This window comes from Stenotrophomonas sp. 14P6.2.3 (assembly GCF_057799055.1).
The window spans coordinates 126,731-143,434 of the sequence record NZ_JBYOLA010000011.1 but is presented as its reverse complement, the minus strand read 5'-3'; the positions used below and the strand labels follow the sequence as shown (position 1 = coordinate 143,434).

Annotated in this window: 12 protein-coding genes; 10 read left to right on the top strand and 2 right to left on the bottom strand. The window is 67.2% G+C overall.

Features of this window, described 5'->3' with window-relative positions; all coding sequences use genetic code 11:
- The 7 genes from AC27VL_RS11265 to AC27VL_RS11235 all read left to right on the top strand — a co-directional run.
- Positions 1 to 2,348 (top strand): DUF2339 domain-containing protein (locus AC27VL_RS11265; protein ID WP_488766447.1); only part of this gene is annotated, 2,348 nt, incomplete at its 5' end.
- A complete protein-coding gene (locus AC27VL_RS11260; RefSeq protein ID WP_488766445.1) occupies positions 2,345 to 3,721 on the top strand; it encodes a DUF3999 domain-containing protein in 1,377 nt (458 codons plus the stop codon). The genes AC27VL_RS11265 and AC27VL_RS11260, both read left to right, overlap by 4 nt.
- Before the next feature lie 594 nt (positions 3,722 to 4,315).
- Positions 4,316 to 5,491, top strand: coding sequence for a phosphoglycerate kinase (locus AC27VL_RS11255; protein ID WP_191078564.1), 1,176 nt, complete (start codon positions 4,316 to 4,318; stop codon positions 5,489 to 5,491).
- A complete protein-coding gene (locus tag AC27VL_RS11250; protein WP_100553423.1) occupies positions 5,488 to 6,156 on the top strand; it encodes an HAD hydrolase-like protein in 669 nt (222 codons plus the stop codon). Before AC27VL_RS11255 ends, AC27VL_RS11250 begins: the two co-directional genes overlap by 4 nt.
- A gap of 181 nt (positions 6,157 to 6,337) precedes the next feature.
- The gene (gene pyk, locus AC27VL_RS11245) at positions 6,338 to 7,804 is read left to right on the top strand and encodes a pyruvate kinase (RefSeq protein WP_089236630.1); all 1,467 of its coding nucleotides are present in this window, start codon (positions 6,338 to 6,340) and stop codon (positions 7,802 to 7,804) included.
- Positions 7,805 to 8,000: 196 nt separating this feature from the next.
- Positions 8,001 to 9,005, top strand: a complete 1,005-nt coding sequence (locus AC27VL_RS11240; RefSeq protein ID WP_089236629.1) for a class I fructose-bisphosphate aldolase — start codon at positions 8,001 to 8,003, stop codon at positions 9,003 to 9,005.
- Between the two features lie 136 nt (positions 9,006 to 9,141).
- Positions 9,142 to 10,254 carry a copper resistance CopC family protein gene (locus AC27VL_RS11235; RefSeq protein WP_488766442.1) on the top strand — a complete coding sequence of 371 codons (1,113 nt, stop codon included), beginning with the start codon at positions 9,142 to 9,144 and terminating at the stop codon, positions 10,252 to 10,254.
- A 73-nt stretch (positions 10,255 to 10,327) separates the two neighbouring features.
- Here AC27VL_RS11235 and AC27VL_RS11230 read toward each other — a convergent pair whose 3' ends face one another.
- On the bottom strand, positions 10,328 to 10,924 hold the full coding sequence (locus tag AC27VL_RS11230; RefSeq protein ID WP_100460196.1) for an O-acetyl-ADP-ribose deacetylase: 597 nt from the start codon (positions 10,922 to 10,924) through the stop codon (positions 10,328 to 10,330).
- A 321-nt stretch (positions 10,925 to 11,245) separates the two neighbouring features.
- Positions 11,246 to 12,205, bottom strand: coding sequence for a cysteine synthase A (gene cysK, locus AC27VL_RS11225; protein ID WP_100553421.1), 960 nt, complete (start codon positions 12,203 to 12,205; stop codon positions 11,246 to 11,248).
- A 208-nt stretch (positions 12,206 to 12,413) separates the two neighbouring features.
- Here cysK and AC27VL_RS11220 point away from each other — a divergent pair, with 208 nt between their 5' ends.
- The 3 genes from AC27VL_RS11220 (at position 12,414) to AC27VL_RS11210 (ending at position 16,556) form a co-directional block, all read left to right on the top strand.
- Positions 12,414 to 13,397: a LysR family transcriptional regulator gene (locus tag AC27VL_RS11220; RefSeq protein ID WP_108265941.1), complete on the top strand. Its 984-nt coding sequence runs from the start codon at positions 12,414 to 12,416 to the stop codon at positions 13,395 to 13,397.
- Positions 13,398 to 14,036: 639 nt separating this feature from the next.
- Positions 14,037 to 14,420, top strand: coding sequence for a DUF2946 family protein (locus AC27VL_RS11215; RefSeq protein WP_100554192.1), 384 nt, complete (start codon positions 14,037 to 14,039; stop codon positions 14,418 to 14,420).
- A 72-nt stretch (positions 14,421 to 14,492) separates the two neighbouring features.
- Positions 14,493 to 16,556 (top strand): TonB-dependent copper receptor, encoded by a 2,064-nt coding sequence (locus AC27VL_RS11210; protein WP_191078253.1) that lies wholly within the window; start codon positions 14,493 to 14,495, stop codon positions 16,554 to 16,556.
- Positions 16,557 to 16,704 lie beyond the last annotated feature (148 nt).

The following is a 16,704-nucleotide window of genomic DNA, read 5'->3' as shown; positions in this document are numbered from 1 at the left end:
CGGAACCCACAGTGCCGCCGCTGCCGGCCGAACCGGCCCCGCCGAACCTGGTCGAGCGCGTGATCGGTGCGGTCAAACACTGGTTCACCCAGGGCAACGTGCCGGTGAAGATCGGCATGCTGGTGCTGCTGGCCGGTGTCGCCGCGCTGCTCAAGTACGTCAGCGACCAGGGCTGGCTGGTGGTACCGGTCGAACTGCGGCTGGCGGGCATCACCGTCGGTGCGCTGGGCCTGCTGGCCTTCGGCTGGCACCAGCGTGAGCGCCGGCGGATGTTCGCGCTGGCCTTGCAGGGTGGCGCCATCGGCGTGCTGCTGCTGACCATCTTCGCCGCCTTCAAGCGTTTCGATCTGCTCGCGCCCGGTTTCGCTTTTGCCAGCTCGATCGCCCTGGTGGCGGGGCTGTGCGTGCTGGCGGTGGTGCAGAACTCGCGCACGTTGGCGGTGCTGGGCATCCTGGCGGGCTTCATGGCGCCGCTGTGGCTGTCCACAGGCAGTGGTAACCACGTCGGGCTGTTCAGCTACTACGCCGTGCTCAACGCGGGTATTTTCGTCATCGCCTGGTATCGGCCGTGGCGTGTGCTGAACCTGCTCGGTTTCGCGTTCACCTTCGGCATCGGCACGTTCTGGGGCGTGCTGCAGTACGACGCGGCCAAGTTCGCCAGCACCGAACCGTTCCTGCTGCTGTTCTTCGCCTTCTACCTGCTGATTCCGCTGTTGTATGCGCGCCGGCAGCCGGCTGGGCGGCGCGATCTGGTCGACGGCAGCCTGGTGTTCGGCACGCCGCTGATCGCCTTCTCGCTGCAGGCCGGCATGCTGCACGAACAGCCGATGACGCTGGCCCTGTGTGCGCTGGGCCTGGCCGCGATCTATGCATTGCTGGCCCGCGCTCTGATCGCGCGCGCGTCGTACACAGTGCTGGCGCAGTCGCATGCGGTACTGGCGGTGGGCTTTGCGACGCTGGCGGTGCCGTTGGCATTCTCGGCGCGTGCCACCGGCGCGGTATTCGCGCTTGAAGGTGCCGGCCTGGCGTGGCTGGGGTTGCGCCAGAAGCGCTGGTTGCCGCAGGTGACCGGTGCGCTGCTGCAGCTCGCCGCCGCATTCGCGTTCGTGGTGGGTGCCGACCATTGGCATCAGGACCAGCGCTTCCTGCTCAACCCGACCGCGATCGGCGCGCTGCTGCTGGCCGTGGCGGGCTTCGCGGCGGCGTGGAGCTATCAGCGCAGGCAGCGCCATGACATCGCCCTGGCGTATTACCTGTGGGGCCTGCTGTGGTGGTTGGGTGGTCTGGTGCATGAAATCGGCCGCTTCTTCCAGCATTCGGCGCAGGCCGATGCCGTGCTGGTGCAGGCCGCTATCACCGCCTGGTTGGCGTCGGAAGTACAGCGCCGCATGCCGGCACGTGCGCTGGGTGTGACCGCGCTGGTGATGCTGGCAGCGGGCTTCCCGTTGGCGCTGCTGCAGAGCGACGCGCACCAGCAGCCGTTTGCCGGCTATGGCGCGCTGGCATGGGCAGTGTTCGCCGTGCTCGGCGTGCGCAGCCTGCTGTGCCTGCGTCAGGGCAGTGGTGGCGTGGCCCGTATCGCCCAGTTCCTGTGGTGGCTGCTGTGGCCATCGCTGCTTTCGCTGCTGGCCCTGTGGGGCGGCGGCGACGCGCGCCTGGCGCAGGGCTGGACCGCATTGCTGGTCACCCTGCCGTGGTTGCTGCTGGCGGCGCTGTCGCTGTGGCGCTGGAACGTGCTGCGCTGGCCGCTGGGTGCTGCGTTTGATCCGGTGCGCCTGCCGCTGCAGAGCGTGATTTTCGCGGTGCTGGCGTTGGCCTGGTTGTTCGGCCTGACCCTGGCGGGTGACGCCACGCCGTTGCCGTGGTTGCCGCTGCTCAATCCTGCCGAACTGGCACAGTGGGTCAGCCTGTTGCTGATCGCGCGCTGGCTGTATGACGTACAGGGACCGGCGCCGCTGCAGCGGTTGCGTGTGCCGGTGCTGGCCGTGGCCGGTTTCATCGCGTTGACCAGCACCGTGCTGCATGGCGTGCATCACTGGGGCGGGGTGGTCTGGGATCCGACAATGGCCCGCTTCAGCCTGGCCCAGACCAGCCTGACCGTGTTGTGGAGCGTGCTCGGCGTGATCGCCTGGGTGTGGGGCTCGCGTCGCGGCCAGCGTGTGCTGTGGATGGTCGGTGCCGTGTTGATGGCCGTGGTGCTGGCCAAGCTGGTGCTGATCGACCGACAGCACCTGGGCAACCTGCTGGGAATCGCATCGTTCATCGCCTACGGCCTGCTGTGCACCGTGGTGGGTTACCTGGCGCCCGCGCCGCCGAGCGCGCCGCCAACCGTGGAGGAAAACCAATGAGGAAGTGGAGCCGAGCGTTGCTGCCGGTATTGTTCGGGGTGGCCGGTGTAGTTGCTGCACAGGCCACGGACTACCGCGCGCAGTACGCCGAACAATGGCCGCTGAGCCTGTCCAGCGCACAGTCCGGTGCCTACCGGGTGGTGCTGGAGCCGGCGATCTATCGCCGTGCAGGCACAGCCGATCTGGGCGACCTGCAGGTGTTCAACGCCGCTGGCCAGGCATTGCCGTCGGCGCTGCTGGCACCGGACCAGCCGTTGGCGCAGCCGCCGGTACAGCGCGAATTGCCGTGGTTTGCACTACCGCCGCTGGCCGAGGCCCAGCGCAACGACCTGCAGCTGCTGACCGAGCGTGATACTGACGGCCGTGTGCGCCGGGTCGAAGCCCGGCTCGGTGGTGGTGCGGTGGCGAACGGGCAGGGTGGCTGGTTGATCGATGCCAGTGTGCTCGGCCAGCAACCGCTGGCAGCGCTGGTGCTGGACTGGGCCGAAAGCAGCCAGCCACTGCAGGCGCAGGTACAGCTGGATGCCAGCGACGATCTGCAGCGCTGGCAGTCGATCGCCCGCGACGTCCCCCTGGTGGACCTGCAGCGCGCGGGCAAGCGCCTGCTGCAGCGCCGCCTGCAGGTCGACAGCAACGTGCGCTACCTGCGCATCCTGCCGCAGGGCGAGGCGCGCCTGCCGGAGCTGCGCAGCGTCCTGGCGGAACTGCCGCCGGCGCCGGCAACGGTGCCGTGGGAGTGGCTGTCGCTGGAACCGACCGCGCAGGGCAAGGGGGAATTCACCTTTGAACTGGATGGTCGATTCCCGGTGACCCGCGCCGACGTGGCCAGCACCGACAACAGCCTGGTGCAGTGGACCTTGTTCAGTCGCGATGACGCTGCCGCCGAATGGCAGCGCCGCAGCGCGCCCTGGATTGCCTATCAGCTGCAGCAGGGCGCACCGGGCCAGCGCCAGCAATCGGCGGCACAGCCGTTGGGCGGCATGTACCGCGACCGCTACTGGAAGCTGGTAGCGAGCCCGGTGGAGACCACCAGCGCGCCGACCCTGCGCCTGGGCTATCAACCGGAAGTGATGGTGTTCCTCAGCCAGGGCGCGGCGCCCTACGCGCTGGCCGTGGGCAGTACCACCGCGCGCCGCGCAGAGGCACCGATCACGGTGCTGATCGAGGAACTGCGCCAGCGCAATGATCCTTCGTGGCAGCCGACGCTGGCACGCTTGGAAGGCAGCCCGGAGACGCTGGCCGGTGATGCGGCGCTGAAGCCGCAGCACGACTGGAAGGCGTGGCTGCTGTGGGCGTTGCTGGGGTTGGGGGTGCTGGTTGTCGGCGGATTGGCGTTGAGCCTGCTGAAGCAGAAGCCGTCGCCTTCGGCGTAGTTTGCAGCGAACGGCGCAGCCCCTCGTGGGTGGTCGGTTGGTCGCAGGGAGCAAAAGCCTCGCTTGGCCGGGCGGGTGGGCTGGGCAGGGGACGCCGCAAGTACGTCCCTGTAGGCTTGGCAGCCGCATCCATGCGGCTGACACCCCTGCCCAGCCCACCCGCCCGGCCTCTGACAGTTTCCGTGTGCGTCCACCCACGGAAGAGAAAAAAAGAAGAGCAAGAGCAGAAGCGGGTCGCTTCGCTCGAGACCCCTTCTTCCTTCATCCGACACCAGAAACCGCCTTTGCTTTCGCCATCCGCTCCGCCTCATGAACCTGTCGAGGCCGGGGTGGTGTGGGCTCGCGGGGGCGTAAGCGCCATGGATGGCGCGCCCGAGCCTCCAGGGATGGATTCACGGCGTCCCCCGCGGGCCCACACCGCCCCGGCCCACCCACAGCACCACGAAGCGCCAGCGCTTCGGCCGTTGCTGTTGCCGTTGCCGTTGCCGTTGCTTCGAAGCCTGCCGCAGGCAGCGGCGCGGCCGCCAGCCGCACCCGATACAATGACCGTCTGCCGCAAACCGGCATCCCATCTCCAGAGCCAAAGAGTTGCCCATGTCCATCGTCCGCATGACCGACCTCGACCTCTCCGGCAAGCGCGTGCTGATCCGCCAGGATCTGAACGTGCCGATCGAGAATGGCCGCATCACCTCCGAACAGCGCATCACCGCTTCCCTGCCGACGCTCAAGCGCGCGCTGGAGCAGGGCGCGGCGGTGATGGTCACCTCGCACCTGGGCCGCCCGAAGGAAGGCGTGTGGAGCGAAGCCGATTCGCTGGCGCCGGTTGCGCAGCGCCTGTCGGTGCTGCTGGGCCGCGAAGTGCCGCTGGTGCGTGACTGGGTCGACGGCGTCGACGTGCAGCCGGGCCAGTTGGTGCTGCTGGAAAACTGCCGCATGAACGTCGGCGAGGGCAAGGACGATGAAGTCCTGTCGAAGAAGTACGCCGCCCTCTGCGATGTGTTCGTGATGGATGCGTTCGGTACCGCGCATCGTGCGCAGGCGTCCACCCATGGCGTGATCCGTTTTGCCCCGGTTGCTGCCGGTGGCCCGCTGCTGATGGCCGAGCTGGATGCGCTGGCACTGGCACTGGATGCACCGGCCAAGCCGCTGCTGGCCATCGTCGCCGGCAGCAAGGTCAGCACCAAGCTGGAACTGCTGGCCAACCTGGTCGGCAAGGTCGACCAGCTGATCGTCGGTGGCGGTATCGCCAACACCTTCATCGCGGCGGCCGGCTACAAGGTCGGCAAGTCGCTGTACGAGCCGGACCTGCTGGATACCGCGAAGAAGATCGTGGCCGACGCCAAGGCGCGCGGTGCGGACATCCCGCTGCCGGTGGACGTGGTCACCGCCAAGCAGTTCCTGCCCGACGCGGTTGCCGAAGTGAAGGCCGTCGATGCGGTGGCCGAGGATGATCTGATCCTGGACATCGGCCCGCAGACCGCCGCGCAGTACGCGCAGCTGATCCAGAAGGCCGGCACCGTGGTCTGGAACGGTCCGGTCGGCGTGTTCGAGTTCGAAGCCTTCAGCAAGGGCACCGAAGCGCTGGCCCGCGCCATCGCCAGTTCGCCGGCGTTCTCCATCGCCGGTGGTGGCGATACCCTGGCCGCGGTCGACAAGTTCGATATCGCCCAGCAGGTCAGCTACATCTCCACCGGTGGCGGCGCATTCCTGGAATTCCTGGAAGGCAAGACCCTGCCGGCCGTTGCCGCCCTGGCCGCGCGCGGCGCATGAGCGTCGACCTGCGGGTGGACGGAGAAGAGCGTGCAACGCTCTTCTTCGACATGGACGGTACGCTGATCGATTCGGAAGTGGGCATCACCACCTGCATCGCCTATGCGCTGCAGAAGATGGACCATCCGGTGCCGTCGCAGGAAACCCTGCTGGGCTGGATCGGTCCGTCGCTGCGCACCACGTTCGCGCCGCTGTTCGGCGATGCCGAACGGGTGGAGCAGGCCGTGGCCTTCTATCGCGAGCGCTTCGACGTGGAAGGCTGGCGCGAGCACACGATCTATCCGGACATCGAAGCGGTGGTGCGCGCACTGCACGAACGGGGGCACCGCTTGGCCGTGGTCACCGCCAAGAACGAGCCGCATGCCCGCCGCATCGTCGAGCATCTGCCGTTCGGTGACCTGTTCGAGGACGTGATCGGTTCCACGCCGGATGGCTCGCGCAGCAGCAAGCCGCAGCTGGTGGGCGAAGCGCTGCATCGCCTGCAGCTGGCACCGGAACGCTGTTGGATGATCGGCGACCGCCGCATGGACATCGAAGGTGCCCGTCATCACGGCCTGCGCAGCGTGGGCGTGCTGTGGGGCTTTGGTGGCGAGCAGGAGCTGACCGAGGCCGGTGCAGGGCAGTTGGCCCGTGATCCGGCGCAGCTGCTGGCATTGCTGGCCTGAAGTAGACGAGGCAGCGCGCCGGGCCTTGCCCGGCGGCGTTTCCGCTGCCATCGACCGGCGTATGTCCGGAACATGTCCGTGCGATGTCCCGCAGAGTCAGGCAGCACAAGGCTGTAACCGTATACATGGGACGTGAAGGATGTGCTAATTTCCGTCCTTTAACGGGAGAGGCCCATCCATCATGTTCGAGCGTCAGCGTCGCACCAAGATCCTTGCCACCCTCGGTCCGGCTACCGATCCGCCGGGCGTGCTGGAGGATCTGTTCCGCGCCGGCGTCAACGTGGTGCGCCTCAACTTCAGCCACGGTGACCCGTCCGGCCAGGCCAAGCGTGCCGCCGATGTGCGCGCCGCCGCGCAGCGGGTGGGCGTGGAAGTGGGCATCCTGGCCGACCTGCCGGGCCCGAAGATCCGCATCGAGCGCTTCGCCGAAGGCAAGGTGCATCTCAAGGCCGGCGACCGTTTCGACCTGATCGCCAGCACCAATGCCGGACCGGGCGATGCGACCCAGGTGGGCGTGAGCTACCTCGGCCTGCCGCAGGACGTGACCGCCGGTGACGTGCTGCTGCTCGACGATGGCCTGATGCAGCTGCAGGTGGTGGAAGTGCAGGGCGAGCGCATCATCAACACCGTGCTCAATGACGGTCCGTTGTCCGATCGCAAGGGCTTGAACAAGCAGGGCGGTGGCCTGTCGCTGGGCGCGCTGACCGAGCGCGACAAGGAGCTGATCGGCATCGTCGCCAAGATCGGCGTGGACTTCATCGCCGTGTCGTTCTGCCGCAACGCGCAGGACATGAACGATGCACGCGAGATCGCCGAATCGCACGGCTGCTACGCCGCGCTGGTGTCGAAGATCGAGCGCACCGAAGCCATCGAGAACCTGGAAGAGATCGTCGACGCCAGTGACGTGGTGATGGTGGCGCGTGGTGACCTGGGCGTGGAAATCGGCGATGCCGAGCTGCCGGGCCTGCAGAAGAAGATCATCAAGGCCTCGCTGGCGCAGAACAAGGTGGTGATCACCGCCACGCAGATGCTGCAGTCGATGGTCGAAAGCCCGATCCCGACCCGCGCCGAAGTGCTGGACGTGGCCAACTCGGTCATCGACGGCACCGATGCGGTGATGCTGTCGGCCGAAACCGCCGCTGGTGCGTATCCGGTCAAGGCGGTCGAAGCGATGGCGCGCATCTGCCTGGGCGCCGAGCGCCAGTTCCAGACCGAGACCGACTTCGGCGCCTCGCCGCGCAACCTGGAACGTGCCGACCAGGCCATTGCCATGGCCACCATGTTCCTGTCCCAGCACGTGGGCGTGCGCGCGATCGTGGCGATGACCGAATCCGGTGGCACCGCCCGCTATCTGTCGCGTTTCCGTGCCTCGGCTCCGGTGTTCGCGGTGACCCGCCACGACGGCGCCCGCCGGCAGATGGCGCTGATGCGCGATGTGTTCCCGATCAACTTCGACAGCCGTGGCTTCACCCCGCGCGAAGCCGCACGCGGCAGCATCCGCCTGCTGGTGGAAGGCGGCATGTTGCAGGCCGGCGACCGCGTGGTGTTCACCAGCGGTGAGCACATGGAAACCCACGGCGCGACCAATACCCTGCGCCTGCTGGAAGTGGGCGACGACGGCCGCGCCAGCGGTCTCGGCGACCTGTAAGACGTGTCGCGTCGGGTCGGAGCCGCTGCGCGGGTCCGACCCCGGGGTCAGATCCCCGAAGGGGCTCTGACCCGATCCGGCAGGACATTTCCTGACCCGCACAGACAGTGGAACCGGTTCCATCCGAGCCTCCACGTCGGGGCAACGGGTAGCGGGGCTATACTTACGTTTTTCCCGCACCCGCCACAGGAAGTACATGAGCATCGAACAGCTGGCTGAAACCGCCCAGGCCATGGTTGCCCCGGGCAAGGGCATCATCGCGATCGACGAATCCACCGGTACCATCGCCAAGCGCTTTGCCAGCGTCGGCATCGAGAACACCGAAGAGAACCGTCGCGCCTACCGCGAACTGCTGCTGACCACGCCGAAGCTCAACGAGCACATTTCCGGCGCGATCCTGTACGACGAGACCATCCGTCAGTCGACCAAGGACGGCGTGCCGTTCGCCAAGTACATGGCCGACCACGGCATGATCCCGGGCATCAAGGTGGACAAGGGTGCGCACCCGCTGGCCGGTTGCCCGGGCGAGCTGGTCACCGAAGGCCTGGACGGCCTGCGTGAGCGCCTGCAGGAGTACTACAAGCTGGGCGCGCGCTTCGCCAAGTGGCGTGCGGTCATCAACATCGGCGAGAGCATTCCGTCGGGCACCTGCATCGAGTCCAACGCGCATGCGCTGGCCCGCTATGCCGCGCTGTGCCAGGAATGCGGCCTGGTGCCGATGGTCGAGCCGGAAGTGATCATGGACGGCGAGCACGACATCGAGACCTGCTACGAAGTCACCGAAGCCACCCTGCGCTCGCTGTTCGACGCGCTGTACCAGCAGAACGTGCTGCTGGAAGGCACCATCCTGAAGGCCTCGATGGTCATCTCCGGCAAGGGCTGCGACGAGCAGGCCGACGTCGAGGAAGTGGCCGAGTCGACCGTGATGTGCCTGAAGAGCACCGTGCCGGCGATCCTGCCGGGCGTGGTGTTCCTGTCCGGCGGCCAGGGCGATGAGCAGTCCACCGCCCACCTCAATGCCATGAACCAGATGGGTCACCTGCCGTGGCCGCTGAGCTTCTCCTATGGCCGTGCCATGCAGCAGGCGGCACTGAAGCTGTGGGGCAAGGACATGAAGGGCAACTACGCCGCCGCGCAGAAGACCGTCTACGAGCGCGCCAAGGAAAACGGCCAGGCCGCCCTGGGCAAGTGGAACGGCTGATCCGTCGTTTCGCAGCATGAACTGAACAAGGCAGCGCCGGCATCACGCCGGCGTTTGCTTTTGCCGGTATCGTTGCCGCCTCCCGCACGCCAGGCCAGTGCGTGGGGGCATACATGGAAGGCCAAGGAGAAAAAACATGCGTATTACCGCAATCACGCTGGCCGTTGCCACGGTGCTGGCTGTCGGCGGCTGCAACCGGATGGGTGGCAGCCCGGACGTGGGCAAGGCCCCCTCGCTGGAGTTCGACAAGCCGGTATCCGGCGAAATCACCTCGCGCAGCGGCGTCAATTTCAATGATGGCAGCCACCATCAGCTGTACCAGCTGAAGCTGGACGACAAGCAACTGGTCGGCATCAAGTTGACCGGCGCGCTGCGCGGCTCGATCGCCGTGTTCAACAACGGCGTGCTGGTGGCCAGCAGCAGTTCGGGCTACGAGCGCGGCGACGACGTCTCGCTGGCATTCCGCGCCAATGGCACCGGCAGCTACCAGGTGGCCATCAATGCCGACGGCCCCTCCGCCTTCGGCCCGTACCGCCTGCGCGCCGAGAAGCTGGTGCCGTATGACGGCAAGCCGATGGTGGCCGAAGGCGAGATCGTCGACCTGCTGGTCTCCAAGTCGCAGGATTACACCCTGCAGGTGGACAAGGCGGGCATGTACGAGATCCGCCTGGAATCGGATGCGTTCGATACCGTGCTGAAGCTGGACGGCAACGGCGCTCAGTCGGAAAACGACGACGGCGGCGACGGCACCAATTCGCGCATCGGCATGCCGCTGGAACCGGGCAAGTACACCCTGCGCGTGCGCAGCCTGGGCGAAGACGGTACCGGCGCCTTCAAGCTGACTGCCAAGCGCACCGAGCTGCCGGCCAACATGGTCATGCGTGATGGCACCACCCTGCCGAACTCCGGCAGCGTGTTCGCCATGCTTGATGGCGAAGGGCGCCGCCGCTTCCTGCTGAGCCTGCCGCGTCCGGCCGATGTGCGCCTGGATGCGATTTCCAGCCAGGTGGATACGGTGCTGCGCGTGGTCGGTTCGAACGTGGAGCTGGTGGACGACGATGGTGGCAATGGCACCAACGCACGCCTGGAAGAATCGCTGCCGGCCGGCCACTACACCGTGGACGTAACCAGCCTGAGCGGCGAAGCGGGCATGGTGGAAGTGCGTGTGCAGGTCGACGGCGCCGCTTCGGCCGCGGCATCGGCGGCTGCTACGGCGGCGGCCGACGCTGCCGCCGAAGTAACGAACTGACGCTGTCGCGACGGATGTAAACGAAAAGGCCGGGCAATGCCCGGCCTTTTTTTCTTCCACGCCCCGCATTGTTTCAATGCGCCGGCACGAATCCGGTATCGCCCAGTGGGGGCAGCAGCGACCCGCGCCCGCTGTCGGCGACCTGACCTGCGGCCGACAGCGCCTGCTGGTAGGCCTTGGCGGTCGCCGTGTTGAATGCCACCAGCACGATCCGCATCGGCTGGGCGTGGCTGCGCTGCCAGGCCAGTGTTTCGGTCACCGCGATCTGCGCCGCCTGGTACAGCGGATAGCCATACACCCCGCAGCTGATGGCCGGGAACGCGATCGACTGCAGGTTCAGCGATTCGGCCAGCTGCAGCGACTTCCAGTAGCAGTTGGCCAGCAGTGCCGGTTCGTCGCGCTGGCCGTCGTGCCAGACCGGGCCGACGGTATGCAGTACGTGCCGTGCCGGAAGTGCATGGGCATCCGTTGCGCGCACCTCACCGGTCGGGCAGCGCACGCCGGGGCGCAGCTCCGGCAGACGCTCGCACTCGGCCAGCAGGCCGGGGCCAGCCGCACGATGGATCGCGCCGTCGACACCGCCGCCACCGAGCAGTGATTCATTGGCCGCGTTGACGATCGCATCCACCGCCAGGGCCGTGATGTCGCCCTGCCACACTTCGATCTTCATGCGTCCGTCTCCTGCCTGTAGTTGTTGCGCGCCGTGCCCACGCTGGCTGCACCCGCATCTTGCGGGACAGGGCATCGATGCTGCGTCATGACCGTCTCACGCACTGCGATCTGCCCTGTTCATGCACGATGGCCGGCAGTGCCTTCACGCAGGCTGAAGCGAGCGCCGCAGGCGGGCGAAACGAAAGTTTCCGAGGCGGTATGCTTCTGATTTCCTGGGAAAACGGTCCGCTTGCAACGGCAATGCCCAGTCAGGATTGCCCAAATGGAAACGCCCACCGCGAGGGTGGGCGTCATCCTGCTGTCATCGACAACGCGGCGATCAGGGCAGACCGGCCAGCCAGTCGTCGTCGGAACCTTCATTGACGTCGGCGAACAGCGGCGTGGAGAAGTAGCGTTCACCGGTGTCCGGCAACATCGCCAGGATCACCGCGCCCGGTTCAGCGCGATGTGCCACGTCCAGTGCGCTGGCCACGGTGGCACCGGCGGAGATGCCGACGAAGATGCCTTCCTCTGCGGCCAGCTGGCGGGCAGTGGCGATCGCGCGATCATCTTCCACGGTCACCAGTTCGTCCACCACATTGCGGTTGAGCACATCGGGCACGAAGTCCGGGGTCCAGCCCTGGATCTTGTGCGGCTTCCAGTCATCGCCCTTCAGCAAGGCGGCGCCTGCCGGTTCGGTGGCGATGATGCGGGTGTCGGGGCGGGCGACCTTCAGCACTTCACCGACACCGGTCAGGGTGCCGCCGGTGCCCCAGCCGCTGACGAAGTAGTCCAGGCGCTTGCCGGCGAAATCACGCAGGATCTCCGCGGCGGTGGTGTTGCGGTGGTAGGCCGGGTTGGCCGGGTTGGCGAACTGGCTGGCCAGGAACCAGCCGTGCTCCTCGGCCAGCTCGCGCGCCCTGCGCACCATGCCGCTGCCGCGCTCGGCGGCCGGGGTCAGGATGACCTTCGCACCGTAGGCGCGCATCAGCTTGCGGCGTTCCACCGAGAAGGTCTCGACCATCGTCGCCACGAACTTGTAGCCGCGTGCAGCGGCCACCATCGCCAGGGCGACGCCGGTGTTGCCCGAGGTGGCTTCGACGATGGTGTCGCCCGGCTTGAGCAGGCCACGCTGTTCGGCATCGAGGATGATCGCCAGCGCCAGTCGATCCTTCACCGAGCCGCCCGGATTGAAGGATTCAACCTTGGCGTACACGGTCACGCCCTGCGGCGCCAGGCGCTGCAGCTTGACGATGGGGGTGTTGCCGATGGTGTCGAGGATGGAGTCGTACAGGGCCATGGGAGCGCTCCAGGAACAGGCCGCGCCGGGCTCGGCGGGCATAAGGGAAGAAGGCTGGCTGTTCAGGCCAGCGGCTGCCGGCTGACCGTAGCGCCGGCATATGACGCCCGGAAATGACCAGATACCTTTCTTAAACAACCTTTGGTTATAAGCTGGTGACGGCAATTGACCCTAGAGTGGACCTCCGCCCCCACATCGCCCGCCTGCCATGACGCTGACCCAGCTGCGCTACCTGGTTGCCATCGCCGACGCCGAGCTGAACATCACGCTCGCCGCCTCGCGGGTGCATGCCACCCAGCCCGGCCTGTCCAAGCAGCTCAAGCAGCTGGAGGACGAACTGGGCTTCCTGCTGTTCGTACGCAAGGGACGCAGCCTGGAGTCGGTCACCCCGGCCGGCACCGAAGTGATCAGCCGCGCCCGCGCCGTGCTGTCCGAAGCCAACAACATCCGCACCTACGCGGCCAACCAGCGCCGCGAGAGCCAGGGCCAGCTGATCCTGACCACCACCCACACCCAGGCGCGCTTCGTACTGCCGCCGGCCGTGGCGCGCATCAAGCAGGCCTATCCGCAGGTCAGCGTGCACCTGCAGCAGGCGGGTGAGGCCGATGCGCTGGACCGGCTGAACCAGGGCGATGCCGATATCGCGATCATCAGTACCGCCGGCAGCGAACCCAGCGACGGCATCGCGGTGCCGCTGTTCCGCTGGCGGCGGTTGGTGGTGGTGCCCAAGGGCCATCCGCTGGACCGCGCCGGCCGCGTACCGGACCTGGCAGCATTGGCCCGCCAGCCGCTGATCAGCTACGAATCCTCGACCCGACCCAACTCCTCCCTGCAGCGTGCCTTTGCCGCGCAGAGCCTGGTGCCCGATCTGGCGCTGACCGCGCTGGATGCCGACCTGATCAAGACCTACGTGCGCACAGGTCTGGGGGTGGGGCTGCTGGCCGAGATGGCGATCAGCGCCAACGACGAGGACCTGCGGGTGTGGCCGGCACCGGCGCCGATCACCGAGTGCATCGCCTGGGCGGTGCTGCCACGCGACCGGGTGCTGCGCGATTACGCGCTGGAGCTGGTGCATGTGCTGGCCCCGCAGATCGATCCACGCGATCTGCGGCGGGTGCTGGACGGCAACCAGGCCGCGTCCTGGCCGGTGCCGCCGACCTGGGAATCGCTGACGCAGACCATCACGGTTTGAGGGTTGGTCGAGCAGGGCTGCGCCCTGCACCCGCTACCAGCCGGAGCAACAGCAACAGCAACAGCGTGCATTCCGTGGGGTGGCGGGGCGGTGTCGGAGTGCGGGGACGCCGCAAGTACGTCCCTGTAGGCTTGGCCGCGGCATCCATGCCGCGGACACCCCGCAATCCGACACCGCCCCGCCTCTGACAGATTTCGACGGCTGTTGGTAGGTGTCGACCTTGGTCGACACGGTAGATCCACGCCATGCGTGGATGCTTTTCGATCAATTGCCGAAATATTCGATTTCGTTGGAGATTCATCCACGCATGGAGTGGATCTACAGATCGCGGAAATCTGTCGAAGGCGGGATGGGTCCGGTTGCGGGGGCGTGAGCCGCATGGATGCGGCGACCGAGCTTACATGGACGTACTTGCAGCGTCCCCCGCAACCGGACCCACCCCGCCATCCCACAGGAAGCCAGCTTCTGCTGTTGCTTCGGCCGTTGCCGTTGCTGTTGCCTCTGCGGGTGCAGGGCGCAGCCCTGCCGATACCCCCCTCCTGCGACGGTTCGTCGCACGGCGCCCCCGGGGGGCACCTCTACACTAGCGCGGTGATCCGTACCGTCCAGCTGCATCGAACCCTGCTCCAGCTTGCCTTCATGGCGACGCTGCTGATGGTGCTCGCGCCGCTGGTCAGCCGCGCGCTTCAGGCGCAGCCGATGGATCATGCGGGCATGGCAGGCATGGACCACACGGCCATGGGCCACGACATGCACGACATGGCCATGGCCGGTCACGCGCACCACGATGCAGATCCGGCTGTGCCCCGCCCGCCCGCCGATCCGCACGCCATGCATGGCGAGGCCTGCGAGTACTGCGTGCTGGCCATGCGCCTGCTGCCGTGGCTGGCAGTGCTGGTGCTGCTGCTGCCACTGCTGTGGCGGCCGAAGCTGGTGTTCCCATGGTCACAGCTGCGCCTGCCGCTGCTGCATTGGCCGGCACACGCCGCGCGTGGCCCGCCGCCGATCTCCACCGTCCGCTGATTTCCCTATCGAATCCGTCGCACGATGCCTGCAAGGGCGTCGTGCGCGCGTGCGTACCTTGGAGCTGTTCCCATGAAAATGACTTTCCCCGACGCGGGCGCCCGTGCGCGCCTGCCGCTTGCCCTTGGCGTTGCCTTGGCCGCGCCCTTCGCCCATGCCGCGCCCGCTGAAGATGCGCGGACGCTGGATACGCTGGTGGTCACCGCCGCTGCACCGTCCTCACCCTTGCACTGGGTGACCGATCCGCGCCTGCCGCGACAGCCGGTGCCGGCCAGCGATGGCGCCGATTACCTGAAGACCGTTCCCGGCTTTTCCGCCATCCGCAACGGCGGCACCAACGGCGACCCGGTGCTGCGTGGCATGTTCGGTTCGCGCCTGAATATCCTCAGCAACGATGGCAATCTGATTGGTGCGTGTCCCTCGCGCATGGACAACCCGTTGTCCTACATCTCGCCGGAGAGCTTTGACCGGCTGACCATCATCAAGGGCCCGCAGAGCGTGCGCTGGGGCGCGGGTGCGTCTGCGGGCACCGTGCGTTTTGAGCGTGATACCCCGCGTTTCGACGAGCCCGGGCTGCGTGCCGATGCCAGCACGCTGGTTGGTTCGCGCAACCGCAACGACCAGGTGCTGGACCTCACCCTGGGCAATCCGACGGGCTATGTGCGTGCCAGCGGCAATCGCTCCGAAGCCGATGACTACAAGGACGGCAACGGTGATGTGGTTCCGTCGAAATGGCGCAAATGGAATGGCGACGTAGCCGTTGGCTGGACGCCTGATGCCGATACCCTGCTCGAAGTATCCGCCGGTGCCGGCGATGCGATCGCGCGCTACGCCGGGCGCGGCATGGACGGTGCCGCGTTCGAGCGCACCAGCTACGCCGCGCGCTTCGAGAAGCGCAACCTGCCCGGGGCGTGGGACACGCTGCAGGCCAACGTGTACTACAACGAAGCCGACCACGTGATGGACAACTACACGCTGCGCGAGCCGAACCCGCACAGCATGATGCCGATGCCGATGGCGTCGAACGTGGATCGCCGCACGCAGGGTGGGCGCATCAGCTCCGAATGGCGCTGGCAGGACGTGCAGCTGGTGGCCGGCGTCGACGGCGAGGACAGCCGACATCGCGGCCGCATGGGCATGGGCCGCGGCACCTACAGACAGGCGGACTGGAACACCGACGCCAACTTCCGCCGCTACGGTGCGTTCACCGAATTGACCCTCGGCGCCGGCACCGACCAGCGCTGGATCGGCGGCCTGCGCGTCGATCGTGCTAGCGTGCGCGATGAGCGCGCCGACATCGGCGGCATGATGATGGCCATGCCCAATCCCACCGCCGGCCAGCGCCGCAGGGACTGGCTGGGCAGTGGCTTCCTGCGCTACGAACAGGATCTCGCCGATGGCCTGACCTGGTATGCCGGCCTTGGTCACAGCCAGCGCATGCCCGACTACTGGGAACTGTTCTCGCCCGATCATGGCCCGGCAGGTGCGGTCAACGCGTTCGCTGGCATCCAGCCCGAACGCACCACCCAGCTCGACGTCGGCCTGCAATACAAAGGCCCGCGCGTGCAGGCCTGGGTCTCCGCCTATGCGGGGCAGATCCAGGACTACATCCTGTTCACCTATCGCGGCAGCGGCATGATGGGCATGAGCCAGGCCGACAACGTGCAGGCGCGCATCGCCGGTGCCGAGGCCGGTGTGCAGCTGCAGCTCGACGCGCAGTGGAAGCTGGGTGGCACCCTGGCCTATGCCTGGGGCGAGAACCGCGACCAGCATCGCCCGTTGCCGCAGATGCCGCCGCTGGAAGCGCGCCTGAGCGCTGACTGGGAAGGCCAGCGCTGGAGTGCCGGTGCGTTGGTGCGCGCGGTCACCCATCAGCACCGGGTCGCGGACGGGCAGGGCAACGTGGTGGCGCAGGACCTCGGGCCGAGCAGTGGCTTCGCCACGCTGGCGCTCAATGCGGCCTATCGTTTCAGTTCGCAGCTGCAGCTCAGCGCCGGTGTCGACAATCTGTTCGACCGCGCCTACAGCGAGCATCTGAATCTGGCCGGCAGCGCCGATTTCGGCTTCCCGGCCGATCCGGTACGCATCAACGAGCCCGGCCGCAGCCTGTGGATGAAGGTGAACTACCGATACTGATCCGCTGGGCATGGCCCGGCGCTACCCATGCGCCGGGCAAAGAAGGCCTGCGTCCAAAGAAAACGGGGTCGGATCCCCGCCAGGTTCCGACCCCGCCCGGCGCCCTCGGCCGGGCCTCCCGACTCTACGACGGCGTCGCCGCTCATGG

Coding starts and splice junctions, on each gene's coding strand:
- AC27VL_RS11260 (WP_488766445.1), top strand. CDS start 2,345: ATGAGGAAGTGGAGCCGAGCGTTGCTGCCGGTATTGTTCGGGGTGGCC.
- AC27VL_RS11255 (WP_191078564.1), top strand. CDS start 4,316: ATGTCCATCGTCCGCATGACCGACCTCGACCTCTCCGGCAAGCGCGTG.
- AC27VL_RS11250 (WP_100553423.1), top strand. CDS start 5,488: ATGAGCGTCGACCTGCGGGTGGACGGAGAAGAGCGTGCAACGCTCTTC.
- pyk (WP_089236630.1), top strand. CDS start 6,338: ATGTTCGAGCGTCAGCGTCGCACCAAGATCCTTGCCACCCTCGGTCCG.
- AC27VL_RS11240 (WP_089236629.1), top strand. CDS start 8,001: ATGAGCATCGAACAGCTGGCTGAAACCGCCCAGGCCATGGTTGCCCCG.
- AC27VL_RS11235 (WP_488766442.1), top strand. CDS start 9,142: ATGCGTATTACCGCAATCACGCTGGCCGTTGCCACGGTGCTGGCTGTC.
- AC27VL_RS11230 (WP_100460196.1), bottom strand. CDS start 10,924: ATGAAGATCGAAGTGTGGCAGGGCGACATCACGGCCCTGGCGGTGGAT.
- cysK (WP_100553421.1), bottom strand. CDS start 12,205: ATGGCCCTGTACGACTCCATCCTCGACACCATCGGCAACACCCCCATC.
- AC27VL_RS11220 (WP_108265941.1), top strand. CDS start 12,414: ATGACGCTGACCCAGCTGCGCTACCTGGTTGCCATCGCCGACGCCGAG.
- AC27VL_RS11215 (WP_100554192.1), top strand. CDS start 14,037: ATGGCGACGCTGCTGATGGTGCTCGCGCCGCTGGTCAGCCGCGCGCTT.
- AC27VL_RS11210 (WP_191078253.1), top strand. CDS start 14,493: ATGAAAATGACTTTCCCCGACGCGGGCGCCCGTGCGCGCCTGCCGCTT.